The organism is Comamonas sp. C11 (assembly GCF_024496285.1).
Lineage (GTDB): Bacteria > Pseudomonadota > Gammaproteobacteria > Burkholderiales > Burkholderiaceae_C > Comamonas > Comamonas testosteroni_F.
Genome location: NZ_CP101743.1, coordinates 2,837,118 through 2,857,660, shown reverse-complemented (window position 1 = coordinate 2,857,660; position 20,543 = coordinate 2,837,118). Strand labels below are relative to the sequence as shown.

Sequence of the window (20,543 nt, the reverse complement as noted above, 5' to 3'; positions counted from 1 at the left end):
CTCAAGACCTGACATGAACACTCCATTGCAAGAAGCTGCGCTAGCTGGACTAAAGGTGCTGGACCTGACGCGTGTGCTCGCTGGACCGTGGTGCACGCAAATCCTGGCCGATCTGGGCGCCGATGTGATCAAGATCGAACGCCCTGGCGTGGGTGATGACACGCGCGCCTGGGGCCCTCCATTTCTGAAAGACGCAGACGGTCGGGACACGGACCAAGCTACCTACTTCACTTCCTGCAATCGCAACAAGCGCTCGGTCACCATCGACATGGCGACGGCTGAAGGCCAGACGTTACTGCGGCAGATGGCGCTACAAAGCGACGTGGTAGTAGAGAATTTCAAGACAGGAGGGCTTCAGCAATATGGCCTGGATCATGAAAGCCTGCGCGCCGCCAACCCCCGCTTGGTCTACTGCAGTGTGACCGGCTTTGGTCACACTGGGCCTTACGCTTCACGCGCTGGCTACGATCTGCTGGTCCAGGCAAGCAGCGGCATGATGAGCATCACTGGCCGGCCAGATGAGGTGGCAGGAGGTGGTCCGCTGCGTGTGGGCGTGGCGCTTACCGACCTGTTCACGGGCGTCTACGCTAGCACGGCCATCCTGGCGGCGCTGCAGGTACGCGACCGTACTGGTTTCGGCCAGCACATTGACATGGCGCTGCTGGATGTGGGTATGTCCATCCTGGCCAACCAGGCCAGCGCTTTCCTAAACACCGGAGTGGCGCCGCAGCGTCAGGGAAATATCAACCCGAGCCTCTCTCCATACCAGGACTTTCGCACCCAGGATGGCGCGATGATGCTGGCCATTGGAAACAACGGGCAGTTTCAGCGTTTTTGCGAGGCGACCGGCCAGATCGAGCTGGCACGTGATGCGCGCTTTGCCACCAACACGCTGCGCGTGCAACACCGCGACACCCTGGTCGTGCTGATGGAAGCCATCACCCAAACGCGCACCACGGCTGAGTGGATCACGCTGCTTGAGGACAAGGCTGTGCCCTGTGGTCCGATTAACAACATTGCTCAGGCCTTTGATGACGCCCAGGCCCAAGCCCGGGGTCTGGTTGTGTCCTTACCGAGAAATGCAGGCGATGGCGTGGAGCGCATCGTGGGTGTGGCGAGCCCGCTGCGCCTGTCGGCAACGCCGCCCGTGCTGCGCTATGCGCCTCCAGCGCTGGGCCAGCACACCGAGGAAGTGCTCGCCGAGCTGGGCCTGACTACGGCGCAGATTATCAATCTGCGCAGCGCACAGGCCATCTGACGCGCGGCACGACGGCGCACCATTTTCCGCATTTCTGATACCGAATGACTCCCATGCCATCCCACCACTACACCGACACCCGCCTGCTAATCAACAACGAATGGGTAGACGCGGCCAGCGGTAAGACCCTGGACGTGATCAACCCAGCGACCGGCCGGACGATTGGCCGCGTGGCACACGCGGGCATTCCCGACCTGGACCGCGCGCTAGTGGCCGCGCAGCAAGGCTTTCAAACCTGGCGCCTGGTTCCAGCCCATGAGCGCGCGCACATCATGCGCCGGGCTGCGGGCCTGCTGCGCGAGCGCGTCGATCAGGTGGCTGCTTTGCTAACACAAGAGCAGGGCAAGCCCTTGTTCGAAGCGCGCAGTGAAGTACTGGCCGCAGCTGACATCATCGAGTGGTTCGCCGATGAAGGGCGCCGCACCTATGGCCGCATCGTGCCGTCACGTAATCTGGACAACCAACAGCAGGTGATCAAGGAGCCACTGGGACCCGTGGCGGCCTTCACGCCATGGAACTTCCCCATTAACCAAGTGGTTCGCAAGCTCAGCGCGGCCCTGGCCTGTGGCTGCTCATTTCTGGTCAAGGCGCCGGAGGAAACTCCGGCCTCGCCTGCCGCCTTGCTGCAGACTTTCATTGATGCTGGTGTGCCCGCTGGTGTGCTGGGCCTGGTGTTCGGAAACCCCGCCGAAATCTCGTCCTACCTGATTGCCCACCCCGTCATCCGTAAGGTGACGTTCACCGGTTCCACACCTGTGGGAAAGCAGCTAGCGGCCCTGGCCGGCATGCACATGAAGCGCGCGACTATGGAGCTTGGTGGCCACGCGCCCGTCATCATTGCAGAAGACGCCGATGTGGCCCTGGCTGTGAAAGCTTCGGGCGCTGCCAAGTTCCGCAATGCAGGACAGATCTGCATTGCGCCAACCCGTTTTCTGGTGCACAACAGCTTGAAGGACGCGTTCGTGGCACAGATGGTCAAGCACGCCGAGAGTCTCAAGCTGGGCGACGGCTTGGACGAAAGCACGACCATGGGCCCACTGGCGAATGGGCGTCGGCTGGCGGCAATGGACAAGTTGCTGGCGAATGCGCAGATGTCGGGCGCAAAAATTGCCACTGGCGGCGTGCGCCTGGGCACTGACGGCTGCTTTTTCGCGCCAACAGTGCTGGCCGATGTACCGCTGGATGCCGAGGTGTTCAACGACGAGCCGTTTGGCCCCATCGTCGCGGTGCGTGGCTTCAATCGGCTGGAAGATGCAATCAATGAAGCCAATCGCCTGCCTTACGGCCTAGCTGGCTATGCATTCACGAAGTCACTCAAGAATGCCCACCTGCTGTCCCAGCAGATGGAAGTCGGCATGCTGTGGGTTAACCAGCCGGCCGTGACTTCGGCGGAAATGCCCTTTGGTGGCATCAAGGACTCCGGTTACGGCTCAGAAGGGGGCCCCGAAGCCATGGAAGCCTATCTGAATACCAAGTCCGTGTCGATTCTGGCTGTGTGAGGCGTATATGACTGCGATGCAAACCAACCCTATGAGCGCTGCGCTCGCCACAGTTCCAGAACTGCTAGCCGAACTATCCGCAGGACGCATGGTGATTTTGGTCGATGACGAGGACCGTGAAAACGAAGGCGATCTTGTCATCGCCGCCGACCATGTGAGCCCGGAGGCAATTAACTTCATGGCCAAGAATGGCAGGGGCCTAATTTGCCTGACTTTGACCAAAGCACATTGCGAGCGGCTGGATCTACCGCTGATGACGTCGCAGAACGGTACAGCCCATGGCACAGCGTTCACGGTGTCGATCGAAGCCGCGTGCGGCGTGAGTACAGGGATCTCCGCAGCCGACCGCTCTCGGACGGTACAGGCGGCCGTCGGCGCAAACGCTCAAGCCAATGATCTCGTCCGGCCAGGGCATATCTTCCCCTTGCAGGCGTGCGACGGCGGCGTGCTAACACGCGCCGGCCATACTGAAGCCGGCTGCGATCTCACAGCGCTAGCTGGGCTGACGCCGGCGGCCGTGATTTGTGAAATCATGAATGATGACGGCAGCATGGCCCGCCTTCCGGATCTGCAGCAGTTTGCATTGCAGCATGGTTTGAAGATAGGAGCGATTGCCCATATCATCACATACCGCCAGCGGGTACAGGCACTGGCGCAGTACCAGGACGATTTGATCGGGTTCGAGATCCCTGTGCGGTGTGCCTGACTCTGCATCGGCGATGCTGGTCATTTGCCTCGCTGTACCCGTTAACTAGAAGCACTTGTATCGCCTCGTTGAATTTGCCCTTTGGCGGCTCGGGTGGCGGATTCAACCGGTTGATGCAACGAATTAACCACCGCGTAGGCGACAGGAATTCGGTCTACTAGAACGCTTAACGTGTGAGTGCGGGAAACAAGGCTGACCATGATCGAGCAGCCTAGATTGCGGCACTTCAGAGTTACTCTTGAGGCTGCTGACGCAGAGGGAATGAATGACAGCTAAGTAGCGCTAACCGGAAGGTGGTGCTGTATCTATAAACGACAGCAAGTGGATGGCCGCAACCGGTCGTTCTGAGACGGTCGCCTACCGGACATATGCTGCCGCTGGTCAGCTCAAAGCGGAATGGAGCTCAACGATCGCCCGCACCCGCGGCCTAGAGGCAAGCTTTACGCTACGGCGGGAATACGTTACCATCTGAAACGCTTGCGCTGTAATAGCCAAGATTTGGACTCGCCAGGTATGTGATCTGCTTGGCGCACATCCAGAAGGATGTGGAGGCCACTCAATTTGGGTCGTGTGCGATGCACGATCGCACAGGGAGCCACGAAGATCTATTTCACTTCGATGGAGTCCCTATGCTCAAACTCTTTACCGCGCTCATCGGCCTGCTTTGGCGAGTCCTGCTGATCCTTGGCAGTCTAGTGCTCGGATCGCTCTGGAACGCTGCCTGGGCCTTCTTCACTTCGCCCATGACGGATGATGAGGAAAGCACCTCGATCGCCTGCGCTTACGATGCCCATACTGCATTCCAAAATGGAGAAATTGGTATGGGTGATCTTCAGTATTGGTGCGAACAAGAAAAAGACCGTTAACTAGCTCTCAACGTTTTAATCGAACACCAGACCCCTTGCCAGCTTTGCTAGAGAGGTTGTCTGCTTTGTTAATGCTGTAGTTTTCAAACCCAAGTTGATAGCCAACCCACGCCATCATGGAGCTCCAGATGAGCGGAAGCGCAATGAACATAAGCGCCAATAACGTGTTAAGAATCATGCGCTTATATAGCTGTGGCTGACCTGAGCTCACGCTTTGCGTAATCTCCTGCATCAATGCAGATCCGGTTAAACCTGGGTACATCGCCTCGATTAAATGAGCGTCGAGCCAACGGGCCACAAACCACATCACGGCCCAAAATTTGACCGTGAATATTGCTAATCCACCGACCACCATCACTTTTAAATCGTAGCAACTAATCACTACGATCAATGGCAGGAACATATACAACGCCATCAGTACAAGTGCTTGGAGCATGGGAAGCATATTCAACAATGGGACCATGCCGAGTGAGGATTCAAATGCCTGTTTACCCACCCCGATGGTACTAATCCCCCCTGTGACAGTACGCCACGCGTTCGTGCCCTTGCCATAGTCATCGCCCAGCATCTTGTCAGGACTCACAAATGTCGGGTTGGCCTTCTCAAAGGCTAGCTTTGCCATGGCATCCTTGGCCTCATCTGTCGAACTAAACGTGATAGTGTTTTGGGCAACTTGCAAGAGACTCCGCCATGTCGAGGTGTTGCTGGTGAGGCGCTCTCGCACTCCTCCTGTAGCAGCGTCAGCTTCCCACCATTGCTTGCAGGTTGGGCGCCCCCAGTCCGGGTTCATAAAGCCCTGATCCGAAGCGCCACCTTGCATGTATTCGCTGTCGCGATTGAAGTCGATGCTCCAGCCAGGCACCGGGTTATATGAGCGCATCACGTCATAGAAACCGGGCTCTAATCGGAAAAACTGGCTGCCGACCCAGTCCACATCCGTGGGGCCATAGATGCTGCCCTCAGCGAGAATGCCTCGGCCATTTGCTGAGATCTGATTCTTGTCCATCGAGAAATACTGGCTCCGTGCCGGCACAAAGCACTCGCTGTAGAAGCGCTGCACATCGTGCAACAGAGCCGGATCTTCAATCGTGGCCATCCTGGCCAGATCTGCTACGACGCGCAGATCGCGTTCAGAGCTGGTCATACCCGCCCGAAAAGCGCCATTGATGCCAGAGGACAGCCCCATGACGCTGTACCACCACAAGGGGACATAGGACAGGTTTCCAGATCGGGCAAAAGAGCCGTTCACCGCGTCGGCCATCGCTCGGTCGTAGCCCGAGTTCGTCCCGCCCTGTGTCGACACGACCTGGGTCTCAGAACCATCTGCAGCCCGCTCTGGCTTGTAGCTGAGATTGATGTTGTGCAGCGAGGTAAAAGGCGTTGTCGCGAAGCACAGCGCCATGACCAGCAATGCCGTAATCAGCTTGGTCTGTATGGACTCGATGAGAGCCAGCACACCGTTAAACCCTGCGCCTTCTTCTTTGGCGCTATGCCACGCGTTAAACGCGATGAGCGCGAAGGGCAGGGCCGCCAGGCCGGTTCCGGTCAAAATTTCGCCGAGAAGGTTGGCAAATGCCCAGCCGTAGAGCGTCGTAAAAAGTTCAAGATAGCTATCGAGCTGCATATCGATCAGGAGATAAGGCCCATGATGAATCGGGCAATATTGCCCGCGCCTATTGGCACGAGTGCCAGGTACATCGTCAGCATGCCGGCAACGCGCCAGCGCATAGCCAGCACCGCCCGCAGCTCATGCTTGGCCACGTAGCCGCGTCTGAATCCCCAGGCCACGATCGGACGCCAGCTGACAATCACCCAGCAGCACAGGGCGGTCTGAGTAAGCGTCCCGAGTTGCGCGCCCTTGCGAAACCACGCTGAGACAGAGACGACCTGTGAGGGCTCCAGCTTGAGCAGCCAGGTCAATAAGGTGCCGCCAATCAAAACGATCAAGGCACCGTAGATGAGCCAGGGCAGCCAACGACGAAGCCGCCCCTTACGCTTTGGAACCGACTGAGACGCTTCCACGACTTTTTCGGTGTCGGTCATCTTGTGCTCACACGTCCGTCGACCAACGGCGCAGGATCTGCACGCGTGCCGCCTTGCACATCCATCGAGGCGGCCCCGGCTTGCTGCTGGTTGCCCATAATCGACAAAGCTGTCTCGCCGGTCATTTCTTTCCGTATGCGGAACTCAAACATCATGTCGTTGATGTACTGAGTCAGGCGGTCAATCTTCGTCTGCACTTCGGATCTAACGGGAGCAGCGCCCGTGGCCTCGGGCAGGCTCATACCGGAGATCAGCGCGTTACGCGCGATTAGTGCCTTGTCGATGGTCTTGTAGACCGCAACCTCCTGGGCAAGGCGGTTGATCGCCACGGACCGCACATCGGTCGGCAGCTTGCGCACGGCGTCCATCAGCTGTGGGCTCACGGCCATGCCGGGAGCGCTAACCTTGGCCAGGTCGGCATGGCTGCTTGAAGTGCTGAAGCCCATATTGCGCATCGTGGGCAGTACCTCGTCCAGCTCGCGCTCGAATTTCGGGGCCAGGCCGGTCGCCGTCGAGGTGATGGTGGGGCTCGGGCAATCGGAGCCTTGGGTGCACATATAGATTTTCTGGTCGCCAAGAACTTCGGCACTCCAGCGAGCCAGGTCGTCCGGGGTCTTGAAGGCCTGGACTAGGCGCGTCGATGCCAGCGAGGAGCTGCCGTAGTTCGCCGTCGACAGCGAGTTGGCTGCTTTGTTGATGGTGACGTTGTAGCCGGCGACGGCCAGGTCGCGGATCGGCTGGATAGGTGGGGTCCCAGCCCCACCGGCACGGCTGCCAAATACCCATGGCAATCCGGCACGCTGGCCCGCCTCGTTCTTGTTGATATCGAGCTTGGCATTAACCACGCTGCCGCCCGTATTGGCCTTGACTTTCCAGGCATCACCCTTGGCCAGGGCTATGTACTCCTCGTAAGGGTCCTGGCCATTCTTAATCATCGCCTCCATGTCCTCACAGGTCTTCAGCGATGCAGAGACCAGCAGATCCGCCTTCTGGCTGAAGTTTTGGAAGAGCTGATAGAGGCCTGGCTGCGCGCGCTGGAGGAAATACAGCGGCAGGGCCGAGATACCTGCTTGCACTGCCCCGGTGATCGTCGCACCCAAGTTCTGGATGCTGTTCATGAGGTCCGACCAGGACAGCCCAATGTCGAACTTGCCGCAGGAATAGTTGGCGCGGACGCCGGCGCCCAGCTGCATCGACAAGGCGCTGCGATGGGGGGCAGCGCTTATCGGCGAGCCCCCGCCCATCCGGTAGTAGAGGCCCGACGAGGTAACCGTCTGGGCGGCCGCAGGTGTCACGACCGAGGGAGCCAGCACGCAGGCCAAGGTCACGGCCGCGCAGATCCGCTTAAAGCGCAGGGAAGGGGAGTGTGCGTTTGTCATAGTGAAAATGGAGTGGGACGGCAAGGGAATCAAGGCACGGAGTAGAGGTAGACACCCCGGCGTCGGCAGCAGGTGTATTTCTGCCAAAGGTTCCAGGCGTAGCCGTCATCGGAGCTGGTGGCTCCATCCCCGAACGAAGTCAGCGACAGCGAGTCGTTCTGGCCGAATTGCTGGCACCCGGACCAAGCCTGCGGATACAACATCTGCCATTTGCGCTTCTCGCCATAGTTGAAGTAGCGATAGCCCCCTGAGGGCTGGACGCGCGAGTAGATGTGAGGCTGAGCTTCCTTGTAGATGATCGAGGCGACACGCTCAGCTAGCACTGCAGAAGCCTTTACGGGGTGCGACTGGATGATTTCACCGGTACGTGGGTGCAGGTTGCCCCAGGTCTGCGTATAGCCCGAGCCGATCTCGCCCAGTCCGGGTACCCAGGCCTGCGGATATATCATTTCCACGGGCACGATGCCGCGCCAGAAAGGCGCATCGAGTTCGCTTTGGAAATGCAGGTTGAAATAGCTGGCTCCGCCAGGACAGAAGAGGGCACCTCCGGTGCTGCCCGAGAGAATTTCAGAGAGCTGCTGCAGACCGGCGATGCCTGCCTGGATCTGCTGCACTGTCTCGGCGATCTCCATCACCTGCTTCACGCCCTCGATGGTCTTGAGGATCGTTCCAAGGCTGGCCAGCAATGATTCCGAGCTCAACAGGCCCTTGGCATCAGATGCCACGGTCTCCGCGATGCTGGCAGGCACTTGGGTCCATTGGCGCCCAATGTTGGGCAGCTCCTTCGAGGGAAACTTGGCCAACTCGCTAACCGTGGGAAATGCGATGGACTTCGGCATTGTGAACATGCCGCCAGACGCGAGCATGCTGGCAAACATGCCGGCAGGATTGCCTATGGCATCCGCCCCTTTGAAGTTCGCCATGGCCGAGTTGCTGTCCAGGCCGCCGGCGGACGAGTCCAGCAGCCGTCCTGTCAGTGCAGATCCAGCCATTGTCAACGTGGTGGCCACGACCGTGCCGATGTCGGTCCAAGGGTGGCGCAGCGGCTCGTTGTAGGTGCTGACCACCACGTCTGGCACATAGTGGGAGATCTTGATCGAGGTCCGAATCCAGCATCCGGTCCAGCCGCAGCTCAAGAAAAAGCACACGCCCTCGACGGAGTACGACACACAAGACAAGGCTGCCTTGGCCGTATTCGCGATGATGGCCGGGGTGGTGGTTCCTGCCATGGTGGTGGCCGGTGTGAGCACGGCGCACATCGAAGCCGTACTGACGGCCGCGACGAGACGGCGCAGCCTGAGATTTAGGGAAGCTCGTTTTTTCATCGGGAAGGCCTTTGCTGAGCGGCGGCGAACAGTTCGATGGCGCGGTCCACATCCGCAACTCCATAAATGACCTTGGCGCGATTGATGACGATGGCCGGGAGCCGGTCCAATCGGTACTGGACGGCCAGCGTCATGCCGGAGGCCGCATTGGTGATCTGGTCCTTGTAGCGGCGGCGGATCTCGGCCTCGTGCTGACGCATATAGGCCATGGCGTCGGCTTCGCTCTTGGGCAGCCCTGCATTGAGCTGCTGCTCAAGTTGGGCCATGGCGTCCACGCGATAGACCTTGAGCACATAGCCAGGCTGGCGAAACGGCGGCCGCACCACCGTGGCCGAATTGGCGAAGACCTCCACGGTCGTGACCGAAGGGCCGATAGAGCCTTGGGCCAGGGCGCTATGAGCGCAAAGGCCCAGCACCAGGGCAGTGAGGGATGACCGCATCATGCGCGCGCCTCCTGCAGTCGTGCCGCCACGCGGTAGGCCGCTTCCACCTCGGAGCACCCATGCTCGTCCATAAGGCGGCGGCGCTCCGCTTTTTCATGACCTTCGGTCATTGCCAGCGCAATTGGCAGTGCCGGCGGCACGTTTCGGAACAGCCACTGATTGTTCGCGCTGATGAGCACACCTTCTGTGTACTTCGCCGGCTCCTTGACGGCAGACTCCATCATGTGGCGTTGCTCTGGTGTGAGCGACCTGAAGCGCGCGATCTCCTCGATCTCGTTCTTGTCCATAGTCAGCAACATCCAGAACTCGCACATGGACAGCACGCGGGACATGCTCCCGGGGAAGTCCTTCAAGTTCTGCGTGGCCAGCCAGAACCAGGCATTGAGCTTTCGCCACATCTTGGTGCCCTTGGCCACCTTCGGGCCAAGCAGCTCGTTGGTGGTAATCAAGTGCCCTTCATCAGTCAGCATGATGAGGGGGCGATCCTCATGCTGAGCGGCCTCTGCGCGCGACTGCACCGAGTCCAGCAGGCTGGTGTAGGCCACAGCGAGCGCATCCTCATAGCCGTCTTTGGTCAGTGTGCCCATTTCCACGAGGGTCACATCGGCATCGGGCCAGTCCTGGCCCAAGCGGTTGAAGAGTTTGCCGCGCAGGCCTGTCGTGAAGCTCATCATCGAATGGCCCATCTCTTCGGCGCGCGAGCGGCGGTGCTCCGACAGAGATGCGTCCTTGACCATGGCCGTCAGCTCCAGGGCAACGTCTTGTGTCAGAGGATGGCGCTTCCCCTCCGTAGACACGCGCACTGCAGCTCGAATAATGGCCCTGGTGACCAGATAGCGGTCGGCGCGCGTCATGCGTTTGAGCTCGGCGTCTTCACCACCCGTAATCATCATGATGGCCGAGATGAGCATCTCGCCCAGGTAGTCGCGCTTTTCTTCGTCCGAGTCGTCGTCGGCGTCAGCCGACTCCATCACTTCATTGACCGACTCCATCAGTCGCTCGGCACCGACGAGCTCAGCATCCTCTTCGGAGGGAATGCCCGCTCCAGCCCCGAAGTATTCCTCAGCTGCCTTGAAGGACTCCATGATCTCCTTGTCCTGCAGCAGCTCGCTGGCGTATACGAATGGGGGCAGTGACACATCGGTGTCACCGCTCAGATTGACGCGATACACGCTCAAGCCTTTGGTGGCCATGTCCTTGACCATCAGATCGAAGGACTTGCCTGCATCCGCGATCACCAGGCGTGGGCGGTGGATGGCCATGACCAGCATGGACAGGTAATTCAACGTCGCCGACTTGCCCGCTCCTGTGGGGCCGAACACCACCATATGGGCATTCTTCTTGCGGTCGATTTTGTTGAGCGGGTCGATCCACAAGGGCTCGCCGCCCCGATTCCAGAACCAAAAGCCGGGGCTGGCCGTGCCGCGTGAGCGCCCATAGACCGGCAAAATGGCTGCGATCAGGCTCGCAAACGTCAGGCGCGACCGTCGCATGCTGCGTAGATCGAACGTGGGATCAAATGCGAATGGCAATGCGCGCAGGAACGCGTCATGCGGCACCAGGTCCTCTCGGGATTCGATGAAACGCATTCCGGTCGGCGTCAGCTGGGCATTGACCTCGGAAACAGCCGCATCCAGATCCGCATGGGTCTTGCCGCTCAGGTACAGCCCCATGAACATCGGATAGAGCTTGTCCCCGGTTGCCATGTGCTGGAGCACTTGCTCCGACTCTCTATGGGTCTCCTGCGCCACGGCGTTTTGAGCACGGGAAGCCCTTTTGATGTCCTCGACGTGGCGCTCGACCTGGTACTGCGCTGCAATCGTCACCGTCACAGACAACATCGATCCAGGCGGCAATCGGTCAAACCGCGCATAGGCTTCGTTCCCGATCCGGCTTTCTGCGGAGAAGTGCCCGATGCTAGGGTGAGCACGAAGGTTTTGCAGCGTGAGGAACTTCACCGGCTGGCCATCGAACTCGAAGCAGCCTTGTTCCTGGTTGCACGAGGGCTCCGAAAGGTTCAGCGACTCGGAAAAATCCCAGTCATAAATACCCTCTGGACCCTCATCACCCGGATAGGGCGCGCCGCGGAACAGCTCGGCGCCCGTGCTGGCCCAGGGCACGCTACGGTTGAAGAATGGAAGCATCCACTCGTAGAAGTCCTTGCCGTTGGCACGCCGCGCCGTCACGCCGGCTTCGTTCAGCGTGGCAAGCAAGGTTGTGGCCACCGCCTCCATCTGCTGCTCGGCCATGCGGCGCTCATTGACCAAGTCATCAAACTGGCGATAGATGCAGCAGCGAACACGGCGCTGCTGGCCGCGCCAGGTCTGGCCCGTCACCAAGGTGTCGGTGAACAGCCCTTGCTCTCGGGAAACCTGCGACAGGTGACTGCGGAACTCTTTCAGCACGGACTGCGTGTATTCCGAGTCGATGATGGCCTGCGCGCGATTGGCGTCCTTGTGCTGGGACAGGATGTAGTCGTGAAGGTATTGGTTCAGCCCGTCGATGTTTCGGTCATCGCTCAGGAAGAACTGGACCACCCAAGGAGAAGAGTCGACCTCGGGAATCGCCTGGATAGCCTCTTGAATCTTGCGGCAGTGCTCTTGCAGGTACTCCAGCGGCTGCGCCTCCGTAGCGACAGCCCCCAGCTCGAACAGCGCGCCCAAGGTCTTGCCGTCGCGCATCACAAAGTTGCGGTCTTTGGGTGAAAACTTGACCCAAGGCAGCAGCTCAGTGAAGGAGGGCGGACGGGCGGCCATCTGCTTGCGGTCGGCGGCTGTCATGAGCCGGCGCTTGTGCTTGCCTTTGGTGCCCCCAGACAGGCCCAGCATTTCCAGCAATCCGCTCATTGGCCAGCCTCCCGCGCAGTGCGGCCGCGTGAGAATGCGGCGCGGCCTTGTTGCAGCTCTTCGGCCACCTCACCGGGCATGGCGTACTCCGTTGACTCATACATTGGGAAAACCGTGACATAGCCAGGCACCGGGTAGCGGCCCTTGGCCAGGTGGGGATAGACCACCATGACCAGATCCGGGTTGGGCACGCGTGCAAAGCGCTGTTGCATAGGCTCCAGGGCCGACCAGTAGCGCTGCGTCATTTCGTCGCCGCGCGCGATCGGGCGCGCACCCGACGCACGCTCCAGGCGGTCACGCGCCGTCTCACGAGAGGAAGCTGCTGACTGCGGGGGCTGAAACTTGCCCCGATACACATCCACCAGGGTCGGACTGCCAGCCGTAGCCTCCTTCAGCGGAGACTCGCGCGACCCAATAGCCGTGCAACCAGCCAGTAGCGCGGGAAGCACGATGGCAAGAAGAAGGGGATTATTCGAGGCCATAGCGGGCTCCAGACAGGACATTGGGGGACTGCGTGCGGTGCACGATCTTTCTTGGGTTGGCGGGCTTGTCGATTTCGATCTGGCGGTCCAGATGCACGACCAGCTGCTGGCCAGCGGGCGTGACCACCGCGTCAAACGAGCTCTTGAGGCGCTCAGTCAGCCAGCGCACCAGCTCATCGGTGGCTCCAGAACCCATGCGGCCCAGTGCAAAACTGCCGGCATTTCCGGTGATCGAGGAGGTGGTGCCATTGCTGCTGGCCATGGTGGTGGTCTGGGCCTGCGCCAAGGCCTCGGCGGCCACGCCCAAGCCCTTGGCACCAATGATGTCGGTCAGGTAAGCCGGCGCATTGGTCACGAACTTGCCTTGAATACAGGGGTTGCCGTACAGATCACTGATGAATCCAAGGTCTGTGGAACCATTGGTAGCCATGGCTGTGATGCCGGCACCTGCCTGGGTCTGCGGCGCACGACGCGCCGAAACCGTATGGATCGCACCATCGTTGAACACGAAAGTCATGCTGCGGATCTTTCCCTCGGTGCACGAAAGCGCCATATCGCCTACGGCCACGCCGGTAACGATCATCCCGGCGAGGTCTTCGGGCAACTCCCAGCCGTTGGCTGCCAAGTTGTCGCGCCCGACCATGGCTTTGAATTGCATGGGGTCCGTCACACGTCCATTGACCGGCACACGGCCGATCAAACTGGTCATCGCGGTGACGCCCGCCAGCGTGGAGTTCTCCGGCAGCGTGAAATAAGCCACGGGTTGCTGCTTCGTGGCCGGCTGAGTGGCCTGAGCAGCTTGTGCGGCCTGGGCCGCGCTGACCGCACTGGGCATGGATTGCGTGCCGTCCGGGGCTACCCGCACGTAGCGCGTAACCATCTTCCCTTGATGCTGAGTTGTCTCGGTGGTGTAGCCCATGGGCGGAACCACCTTGTAGGCAGTGCTGCCACCGGACAAGCCTAGATCCTGGGAGCCACCAACGGGACGATGACCTCCGCCGGCGCCATTAGAGCCAAGCCCCGTAACAGAGTCGATGGCGTCGCCGATGGGCTTAAAGACATCGACTGGGGCTGGATCTGTGTCATTGCTGACACCACCGACAGCACCAGCAGAAGAGGTGCCTGCAGGTGAACCTTTCTCCAAGCGCTCCAGGCGCTTGCTGAAATCCTGGTTAGCACGGAGCACTTCCTGAATATCTGCTCGCAGATCCTTGTTGGCCGCGACCACTGTGGCCAGCGTCTCGCTGGGCGTGTCCTCATCTGCGCCCGCCGTTTTGGGCAAGGGGGCGGCTGCCATGGGCGCAGCGGTCGGTGCATTGTTCTGGCGCATGACGATGACCGAGCCGACGATGACGAAGGCCACGATGACAAGAACAGGGGTGAGTTTGTTGCTTTTCACTGCCATGGGTGCCTCACAGACAAGACTCGAAAGTGCGATCGCACACCAGGTAGACCGCCGTGGTGTCGGTGTCTGTACCGGCAGCACCGATCCGGCCATGCTGGGCCGTGGCCGACAGCCAGCGCCCGCGCAAGCTCTCCAAGGGCAGCTCCAGGGCAAAGCGCGAGCGGTTGGTGACGCGCACCGCAGTCACATACAGGTTTCCCGACTTCCATTGGCCTACGGGCGCAGCGTCCACGGCAGCGCCACGGAACAGTGTCGACACGGGCTCGGTTCCTACACCAACCTGGCTCACACCTGGCGTGCCACCAGCCAAGCGTCGAGGTGCGTAGAGCTGGCGGGCAGCATGTCGAGTGAGCTGCACCATGTCCGCAGCAACGCTCTCTTGCTGTTGAGACTGGCTGCCAGACAATGCAGCTCCACCAATGGGGTTCGGCACGGTCGCGGGCTCGATCACAGAAACCTGCAGCTCGCCTTTAGCGGACTGCGTGGACACGACCTTGCCCTTGGAGTCTTTGGCGTCTGGAGCAGCTACCGCAATCAGATCCATCGGAATCTGCTGGCCGCTATCCACCAGCTCGGCAATGATTCGGATCGCCGTGAATGGCACGAGCGCAGTCACATAGATCGTGCCGGCGATCGTCTCGATACGCGCCACGCTATCCATGTCACTGGGCATGCGCAGCAACGCATCGGCTGGCAGGGTCACAAGGCGCTCCTGGCCGACCGTCAGATTCACCCGGACCGGCTCACGCGCAAACACAGCACGCTCGGCGGGGCCAGAAGTCAAAGGAGCTGGGCCAACGCGGCGTAGAGACGCTTCGGCAGCTGCGCGCCTGGCGGAACCCACGGCTGTATTCGCCAGCGGTGCGGGCACGCTAACGCCTGCCACCATGCGCCCGCCAGCTGGGGCGCGTCCTGCATTGGCTCCTGCAGCTGGTGTTGCAGCTGCTGCACCCGTTTGGCCCAGGTCAATAGGCTCATTGAACTCGGGCGTCTCGGTACTGCCCGCCAGCGATTCGACCTGCTGAGCAGCGACGCTGCCATGCAGAAGCTGCAGGGCGACCAGGAGGCAGATCGAAAGAGAACGACGTTGGATCATGTGGATCAATCGACAGAGGTGTCACGAGGCAGGCTCGAAGGGGCAATAGTTCCGGGCAGACGCGGTGCTTTCAGGTCCGCTTGAACCGGCGCGCCAGGCTTGAGCTCCGCAGGATTGAGGCGTGCGGGCTGGCTACTGCCGAAGCAATCCAAGCCCAGACGCCAAGGGTTGCGCTCACGGTCCACATCGAAGCGCACCACACGCAGCGGATACCGAATGAATACGTCCTTGACCGGCTGCCCGGCGAAGGTCTCCTGAACCTGCATATCCAGCAGCACCGTCCAGGCATCCGAGCCTTCACGGATCACGCGGTTTTCGCTGTACGGAAAGCCGGGAATCTCGCTGATCTGGCGCGTACGGCGGCGCAGCTCGCCTTTGGCGTGACGCTGTTGCATGTCGGTTTGCAGTTGCGCCTGGCAACGCGGAGTCAGATAAAACTGCATTGCATAAATCTGCTTGCCATAGTCTTGAGAGCCATCGCTTTGCCAGCGATTAATCTGCTGCCAGATGTAGTACGCAAAACCGTAGGCATTTGTAGACGGCACTGGAGACTGCCCATCAATAACCCGTATCGTGTCACCCGCCTTAATATCTGGCGCGACGTGCAAGTCGATATTCTTTGGAACGCGCGAAGCGAACCACATGCCAGCCACTGCCAGCCCTACTATGCCAAATATGATTTTGGTAAGCTTTGCGCTATGGCTGCGCTCGGACGCAAGTGCGTCCAGATAATCACCACTGCTCATTATTTGGTTTCCGATGATTTGGCTTCAGCCTTGATCGAATTCAAGCGATAGCTGCAACCCAATTGCATCCGGCCGTCATGGACCAGAAATTTTGGCTTGGCCAAGTTGTGCGACACGAGAAAAAAATGCATCCAATGAAGGTAGTAGCCTTCAGGGCGGTTTCTCTTTACTTCTTGCAGGTACAGTGATGAATACCACAGCACTGTGAAAGGCACGATAATGCATATAACTGGAACAGTAATCCAAAGTCCAGAGATATATGCAACCACGCCTCCGACAAACAGGCTGGCAGCGAAAGACACGGCCCCAATGTACCCGGCTTCGCTTGCTGCCATGCCGTTGATAATAGGTGGCTCAGAGTTCACGCGATCGGTCAGCGGAGCCGAAGCAATGGCCATGCCTTGAGGACGGGTGTCTTTCGCTGTCATGTCAGGCCAGGGTCTGAGTAGCGTAATTGACCATCAACACCACGAGGCTGAGAATAATGACGCTAACAATTACGTGCTCTTTTAGATCACCAAGCTGAATAGTGCCTTTGGTGTAGTCGCGATAGCGTTGCAGCGAAGCAATTACCACATATAAAAATGCGGCAACCGCAAGGACCAACCCCAGGATGGTAAATCCGAGCTTCAGATAAGCGCCTATGATCCCAAGAATATCGCCTTCTTGTGTGGTGCCGCCGCCGATACTTCCACCAGCAGGAGGCTGAATTGTTGGCAGAGCGCTAAATGCAGGGAAGGTTGCAAGCAGCACAACCGGGGCCAATGCGATAGATGCGATGCCAGAGTTAATTTTTTTCAAGTGCTTCTTCATAATTTCTCCAATCAATTAATTGGTTTTTTACAGAATGATTGATCCCACCACGCCTACCACTAACAGAACAGTAATGGCAACTCCAATACACGCCCTCATGGCTTCCGATGCATCCATTTCTCCATCTCCATAAGCCTTCAATACCAGCGTGCCGAGCCATGCGCCAATAGAAAACACCATTGCAAAAACCACGACAAAAAGTAGGTACTTCAAGTTTTGAGGATTGAAGCCTGCCCCTTGTACGAATGCCGTCGCCATTTCTGAACGCATGGTTTGTTTTTCTTTTGGTTATTGCCGATAGTCACCACGCAATGGGGCGACTGGGCGAGGCTGGCGAGGTGCATCCACGTGGTTTGTTACGCCCAGGCGCAGCAGCTCCAGGTCGCGCTGCAGCCAGTCGTAGCGGAACTTCACGCGCTGGCCGGTCGGCGCGGCCTTTTCCGCGTCAGCAACCATCAGCTGCACCTGCTCGATCTCGCCAGCGATGCGCGCCAAGCGTTCGCGCTCCAGCTCGTCGTCGGCAACATCTGCCCAGGCCATCGCCGTGGTGGAGAGCACTCCAATCACCAAGAGGGCAAAGAACGAATGTCGTGAGCGTTTCATCAATATCTCCTTCAAAATCAATGTCATGCGTATTTCTTGAACGCACCTACCGTTGTCGATAGGGTGAATGCCACAAGCACGGTGAACACCAGAACCATGTAGGCTGGGTTGAAGCCGCCGAACGGCCAGGACAGGTACAAGCCAAAGCCACCTGTAAGCGCCCATCCCACATAGCGCTTGGCGTGGTGGTAGACGAACGAGGATTCGCGGCCGCCTTGCCAACGGCGCCGGTCCCTGCGCACCAACCCGTCGATCACCCCCATCAGGCAGGCAAGGGCAAATGCTGGGAGTGCGAAAACTGCAGTGCAGAGGCGCAGCAGAACGTCCTGCAGGACAAACATGCTGATGACCACCCATTCGCTGAGCATGTAGATGAACGACGCACCAGCCTTGGCCAACCCCTTGAGTTGAGGCTGCACGCTTTGACCCAGAAAGCTAGGCAGTGCCGCATCTGAACCTGCCTGCTGGGCGGCCACGTTGCGCTGATACCAGCGCAGCGCACCAAGGCGCTCGTAGGGCATACGTACCCACTTCACGATGCGCAGCGAAAAGTCCACGGTGTCTGGCACTAGCAGACTGCGTGGCGCGGCTGCGATATAGCGCAGATCCTGCTGCACCATCTCCTGTGCATGGCGGATGCCCTGGCCACGCCAGAAGAAATAGCCACCGCCGACTTCAATCACCAGACCAATGAGCCACGAGGACACTGTCACGCTGAATAGTCCAAAGCCAACCAACACGGCTACCCCCACAGGGCCGTGTGTGCTTGGCTTTCTGGCGGGCGAGTTCGGAGCCGTCATGAGTGCGGCCCCATCACGTTGCCGGCCACGGCGGACGATGTTGCACCTGCCATCGCGTAGCCAGGCATATCGTCATCAAAGGCAGAGGCGAGATCCGTGTCGATCAGCCCACCTGCCCCAGCGCCCAAGGGCTGTGTACTGAGCCAGTCGGTTTCTGCGGCCCACGTCTCACTCGTGCGATAGCGGCGCTTCATGTCCTCAGCAACCGCCTTGAGCGAAGCTGGTATGAACGGGTCGTCCTTGGTATCAGCCAGAGGAATACGAATCTTGTGGCAGCGATTGCCTTCCAGCAGCGCAAACGCTTGACCCTGTGGCAATGAAAGAACGTCAGAAGGCTCGATCAGCGGCGCCTTCGACTTGTTCGCTATGTCGTTGTTCTGGCTGGTGAAATCGACGCCATTGCCCTGGGCAGCCGTGTCCGACACGCCCGATACTGGCGTGAGCACCGTCACATTGACCTGTGGCACCTGGTCCGTCAGCAGGCTCGCGGTCGCCTTGCTGCGCACCCGCAGCATGCAAAGGTGGTTGAAGTTGTCGAGGATCTGGCCAGCCTTGGCCTTGTCACCAACCTTCGCCTCGATGTCAAACATCGACTGGGTGTATGCAGTGATGCGAAAGCCAGATCCGCCCAGTTTGTTGACCATGGGCACGAACTCGGGACCTGCAATCTCATTGACCTCATCGAAATGGCAACACACAGTCGGCAGCTGCAGCTTCCCGTCGCCGTGTGGGTCGAGGCCTGTCTTGTAGAGCTTGCCGCCGGTCGAAACGAGATCGGACAGCATGGAATTACCCACGGCAGACGAAACCACGGAGTCAGACAAGGCATCCAGGCCGGCATACACGATGCCGCCCTGGCGGAACACCGTCATCCAGTCGAAGATCGGCCGCTTGTCGTTCGGGTCAAAGTAGTCAGGGCTGATGAGCTTGCCCACCGCGCCGGAGGTGAGCTTTTCGAGGAATGGCCCCAGGCTGGCAATGATCTTTTCGTAGAACGAACGCTCGTAGCTGAATGCGGCCGCCAGGCCGACCAGTACCTTGTCGTCCAGTCGTGCTTCCTTGATGAGCAGATACATCGCCACCTGATCGGGCGAACGATCCTGCAGGCTTCTTGGAACCGGAGCCTTCTTTGCCACGATAGCGCGCTCCAGCTCCACCAGGCGGTCCTGATAGCTGCCGAAGCGCTGGGGATGGTCAATCGCGAGCTTGCGAAACGTCATGCCCGCGTAGTCCATGAACAGCGGGTCAATGCCAGTCACGTCCTTGAGCAGCGTCTCGTAGGTCGGAATGCGACCGAGTGCCACCTGGGCCTGAGCCACGATGTTGGTGAACCGCCAGCTGAACTCCTTGAAGGCAGCCGAGTTGCCCGAGGAGGGCAGGGCATTCGTGGCACGGCCAGCGACTTCGGTGATACGCGCGAAATTGCCAATGCCGTTGTAGCGTGCAGAAATCTCCGGGTAGCCCAGATGGAACATATAGAACTGATCCAGGCGACCAGCGCGTCGTGCCTCAGCATGCATGCGAAGCATCAGCTCCGCGTCGCCCTTGGGGTCGATGACGATCACCACATGACCGGCATGAATGTCCTGAGAGCACAGAAGCTCCAAGAGGCGCGTCTTGCCCACGCGAGTCGTGCCCATCACCAGCAAGTGGCCAGAGCGCGAGCCTTGGCGCAACACCACCGGCTTTTCGTTCTGCACTCCCACGCCATGAAGCACAGGGTTGCCGCCCAGGTCCACGCCCGTGGCGAAGGGGTTGGCGGTACCGCCGACATCAAGCGCACGCTCCAGTACCCTGGCCAGCAGGCTGTCGGTCTTGGCCTGCGCCCACTTGCGCATCTTTTCGCCAGTCGCTGCGAGCTTGAGCTCGGTTGGCGAGGCCTTCACGAAGCGCTGAACATCTGTCTCACGCGCGTCCAGCAAGCGCTGGGTGTGCAACTGCGTCCACTCAAAGCCTTCGCCCAGGTAGAGATGCTCCTTGAGATTGACAGGAAGCTTGTGAGGGGCCAAGCGCGTCATCTTGGTGAACTTCAGCCCGCGTTGATAGCTATAGACCTGGAAGGCCTGGCGCGCACGCACGCAACCGAAGCCGGCAGCGATTGCGCCCGAGACTGCGCCCAGCGAGTGGGGCATCATCAGCGCCCATGGCGCGGCTGCAGCTACGCCAGCAATCCCAAAAGCTGTGGCTGCGCTCAATGCTTCGACTGGCGGCCTCAGCACGCCTTCCATGGTCC

At 59.6% G+C, this 20,543-nt stretch carries 19 protein-coding genes and 1 pseudogene; 4 read left to right on the top strand and 16 right to left on the bottom strand.

The window, feature by feature from the left end; translation table 11 throughout:
• Positions 1-13: 13 nt before the first annotated feature.
• From NOX35_RS13070 to NOX35_RS13055, 4 genes and pseudogenes are all read left to right on the top strand, one after another.
• Complete coding sequence (locus NOX35_RS13070) at positions 14-1,258, top strand: CaiB/BaiF CoA-transferase family protein (protein WP_256496857.1); 1,245 nt, start codon at positions 14-16, stop codon at positions 1,256-1,258.
• Positions 1,259-1,311: 53 nt separating this feature from the next.
• A complete protein-coding gene (locus tag NOX35_RS13065) occupies positions 1,312-2,757 on the top strand; it encodes an NAD-dependent succinate-semialdehyde dehydrogenase (protein ID WP_256496856.1) in 1,446 nt (481 codons plus the stop codon).
• A 16-nt stretch (positions 2,758-2,773) separates the two neighbouring features.
• Positions 2,774-3,415 (top strand): annotated as a pseudogene (gene ribB, locus NOX35_RS13060) (3,4-dihydroxy-2-butanone-4-phosphate synthase); the annotation flags it as partial.
• A 677-nt stretch (positions 3,416-4,092) separates the two neighbouring features.
• Positions 4,093-4,329, top strand: coding sequence for a hypothetical protein (locus NOX35_RS13055; RefSeq protein WP_256496855.1), 237 nt, complete (start codon positions 4,093-4,095; stop codon positions 4,327-4,329).
• Between the two features lie 7 nt (positions 4,330-4,336).
• Here NOX35_RS13055 and NOX35_RS13050 read toward each other — a convergent pair whose 3' ends face one another.
• The 16 genes from NOX35_RS13050 to traD form a co-directional block, all read right to left on the bottom strand.
• Positions 4,337-5,953 carry a conjugal transfer protein TraG N-terminal domain-containing protein gene (locus NOX35_RS13050; protein ID WP_256496854.1) on the bottom strand — a complete coding sequence of 539 codons (1,617 nt, stop codon included), beginning with the start codon at positions 5,951-5,953 and terminating at the stop codon, positions 4,337-4,339.
• A gap of 5 nt (positions 5,954-5,958) precedes the next feature.
• Entirely contained in the window at positions 5,959-6,372 is a 414-nt protein-coding gene (locus NOX35_RS13045; protein WP_256496853.1) for a hypothetical protein, read from the bottom strand.
• Positions 6,369-7,751, bottom strand: a complete 1,383-nt coding sequence (locus tag NOX35_RS13040; protein ID WP_256496852.1) for an integrating conjugative element protein — start codon at positions 7,749-7,751, stop codon at positions 6,369-6,371. The genes NOX35_RS13045 and NOX35_RS13040 overlap by 4 nt, the downstream gene beginning before the upstream one ends.
• Positions 7,752-7,780: 29 nt before the next feature.
• On the bottom strand, positions 7,781-9,010 hold the full coding sequence (locus NOX35_RS13035) for a TraU family protein (protein WP_256496924.1): 1,230 nt from the start codon (positions 9,008-9,010) through the stop codon (positions 7,781-7,783).
• Positions 9,011-9,072: 62 nt separating this feature from the next.
• The gene (locus NOX35_RS13030) at positions 9,073-9,519 is read right to left on the bottom strand and encodes a TIGR03757 family integrating conjugative element protein (RefSeq protein WP_256496851.1); all 447 of its coding nucleotides are present in this window, start codon (positions 9,517-9,519) and stop codon (positions 9,073-9,075) included.
• Complete coding sequence (locus NOX35_RS13025) at positions 9,516-12,365, bottom strand: conjugative transfer ATPase (RefSeq protein ID WP_256496850.1); 2,850 nt, start codon at positions 12,363-12,365, stop codon at positions 9,516-9,518. The genes NOX35_RS13030 and NOX35_RS13025 overlap by 4 nt, the downstream gene beginning before the upstream one ends.
• Positions 12,362-12,847 (bottom strand): TIGR03751 family conjugal transfer lipoprotein, encoded by a 486-nt coding sequence (locus tag NOX35_RS13020; protein ID WP_256496849.1) that lies wholly within the window; start codon positions 12,845-12,847, stop codon positions 12,362-12,364. Before NOX35_RS13020 ends, NOX35_RS13025 begins: the two co-directional genes overlap by 4 nt.
• On the bottom strand, positions 12,834-14,252 hold the full coding sequence (locus NOX35_RS13015; protein WP_256496848.1) for a TIGR03752 family integrating conjugative element protein: 1,419 nt from the start codon (positions 14,250-14,252) through the stop codon (positions 12,834-12,836). Before NOX35_RS13015 ends, NOX35_RS13020 begins: the two co-directional genes overlap by 14 nt.
• A gap of 7 nt (positions 14,253-14,259) precedes the next feature.
• On the bottom strand, positions 14,260-15,348 hold the full coding sequence (locus tag NOX35_RS13010; protein ID WP_256496847.1) for a TIGR03749 family integrating conjugative element protein: 1,089 nt from the start codon (positions 15,346-15,348) through the stop codon (positions 14,260-14,262).
• Between the two features lie 5 nt (positions 15,349-15,353).
• Positions 15,354-16,094 (bottom strand): PFL_4703 family integrating conjugative element protein, encoded by a 741-nt coding sequence (locus NOX35_RS13005; protein ID WP_003055196.1) that lies wholly within the window; start codon positions 16,092-16,094, stop codon positions 15,354-15,356.
• The gene (locus NOX35_RS13000; protein ID WP_256496846.1) at positions 16,094-16,522 is read right to left on the bottom strand and encodes a TIGR03750 family conjugal transfer protein; all 429 of its coding nucleotides are present in this window, start codon (positions 16,520-16,522) and stop codon (positions 16,094-16,096) included. The genes NOX35_RS13005 and NOX35_RS13000 overlap by 1 nt, the downstream gene beginning before the upstream one ends.
• 1 nt (position 16,523) lies before the next feature.
• Entirely contained in the window at positions 16,524-16,907 is a 384-nt protein-coding gene (locus NOX35_RS12995) for a DUF2976 domain-containing protein (protein ID WP_034372443.1), read from the bottom strand.
• Between the two features lie 27 nt (positions 16,908-16,934).
• Complete coding sequence (locus NOX35_RS12990) at positions 16,935-17,177, bottom strand: DUF3262 family protein (RefSeq protein ID WP_256496845.1); 243 nt, start codon at positions 17,175-17,177, stop codon at positions 16,935-16,937.
• Between the two features lie 18 nt (positions 17,178-17,195).
• Positions 17,196-17,510 (bottom strand): RAQPRD family integrative conjugative element protein, encoded by a 315-nt coding sequence (locus NOX35_RS12985; protein ID WP_019042353.1) that lies wholly within the window; start codon positions 17,508-17,510, stop codon positions 17,196-17,198.
• Positions 17,511-17,533: 23 nt separating this feature from the next.
• A complete protein-coding gene (locus NOX35_RS12980; RefSeq protein WP_256496844.1) occupies positions 17,534-18,310 on the bottom strand; it encodes a TIGR03747 family integrating conjugative element membrane protein in 777 nt (258 codons plus the stop codon).
• Positions 18,307-20,538: a type IV conjugative transfer system coupling protein TraD gene (gene traD, locus NOX35_RS12975; RefSeq protein WP_256496923.1), complete on the bottom strand. Its 2,232-nt coding sequence runs from the start codon at positions 20,536-20,538 to the stop codon at positions 18,307-18,309. Before traD ends, NOX35_RS12980 begins: the two co-directional genes overlap by 4 nt.
• Positions 20,539-20,543: the final 5 nt, after the last annotated feature.

Bases quoted from the DNA above. Each gene is read 5' to 3' on its own strand.
- NOX35_RS13055 (WP_256496855.1), top strand. From the start codon at position 4,093: ATGCTCAAACTCTTTACCGCGCTCATCGGCCTGCTTTGGCGAGTCCTG.
- NOX35_RS13070 (WP_256496857.1), top strand. From the start codon at position 14: ATGAACACTCCATTGCAAGAAGCTGCGCTAGCTGGACTAAAGGTGCTG.
- NOX35_RS12985 (WP_019042353.1), bottom strand. From the start codon at position 17,510: ATGAAACGCTCACGACATTCGTTCTTTGCCCTCTTGGTGATTGGAGTG.
- NOX35_RS13035 (WP_256496924.1), bottom strand. From the start codon at position 9,010: ATGTGCGCCGTGCTCACACCGGCCACCACCATGGCAGGAACCACCACC.
- NOX35_RS13030 (WP_256496851.1), bottom strand. From the start codon at position 9,519: ATGATGCGGTCATCCCTCACTGCCCTGGTGCTGGGCCTTTGCGCTCAT.
- NOX35_RS13015 (WP_256496848.1), bottom strand. From the start codon at position 14,252: ATGGCAGTGAAAAGCAACAAACTCACCCCTGTTCTTGTCATCGTGGCC.
- NOX35_RS13000 (WP_256496846.1), bottom strand. From the start codon at position 16,522: ATGACAGCGAAAGACACCCGTCCTCAAGGCATGGCCATTGCTTCGGCT.
- NOX35_RS13040 (WP_256496852.1), bottom strand. From the start codon at position 7,751: ATGACAAACGCACACTCCCCTTCCCTGCGCTTTAAGCGGATCTGCGCG.
- NOX35_RS13010 (WP_256496847.1), bottom strand. From the start codon at position 15,348: ATGATCCAACGTCGTTCTCTTTCGATCTGCCTCCTGGTCGCCCTGCAG.
- NOX35_RS13045 (WP_256496853.1), bottom strand. From the start codon at position 6,372: ATGACCGACACCGAAAAAGTCGTGGAAGCGTCTCAGTCGGTTCCAAAG.
- NOX35_RS13050 (WP_256496854.1), bottom strand. From the start codon at position 5,953: ATGCAGCTCGATAGCTATCTTGAACTTTTTACGACGCTCTACGGCTGG.
- NOX35_RS13025 (WP_256496850.1), bottom strand. From the start codon at position 12,365: ATGAGCGGATTGCTGGAAATGCTGGGCCTGTCTGGGGGCACCAAAGGC.
- NOX35_RS13065 (WP_256496856.1), top strand. From the start codon at position 1,312: ATGCCATCCCACCACTACACCGACACCCGCCTGCTAATCAACAACGAA.
- traD (WP_256496923.1), bottom strand. From the start codon at position 20,538: ATGGAAGGCGTGCTGAGGCCGCCAGTCGAAGCATTGAGCGCAGCCACA.
- NOX35_RS12995 (WP_034372443.1), bottom strand. From the start codon at position 16,907: ATGAAGAAGCACTTGAAAAAAATTAACTCTGGCATCGCATCTATCGCA.
- NOX35_RS12990 (WP_256496845.1), bottom strand. From the start codon at position 17,177: ATGCGTTCAGAAATGGCGACGGCATTCGTACAAGGGGCAGGCTTCAAT.
- NOX35_RS13020 (WP_256496849.1), bottom strand. From the start codon at position 12,847: ATGGCCTCGAATAATCCCCTTCTTCTTGCCATCGTGCTTCCCGCGCTA.
- NOX35_RS12980 (WP_256496844.1), bottom strand. From the start codon at position 18,310: ATGACGGCTCCGAACTCGCCCGCCAGAAAGCCAAGCACACACGGCCCT.
- NOX35_RS13005 (WP_003055196.1), bottom strand. From the start codon at position 16,094: ATGAGCAGTGGTGATTATCTGGACGCACTTGCGTCCGAGCGCAGCCAT.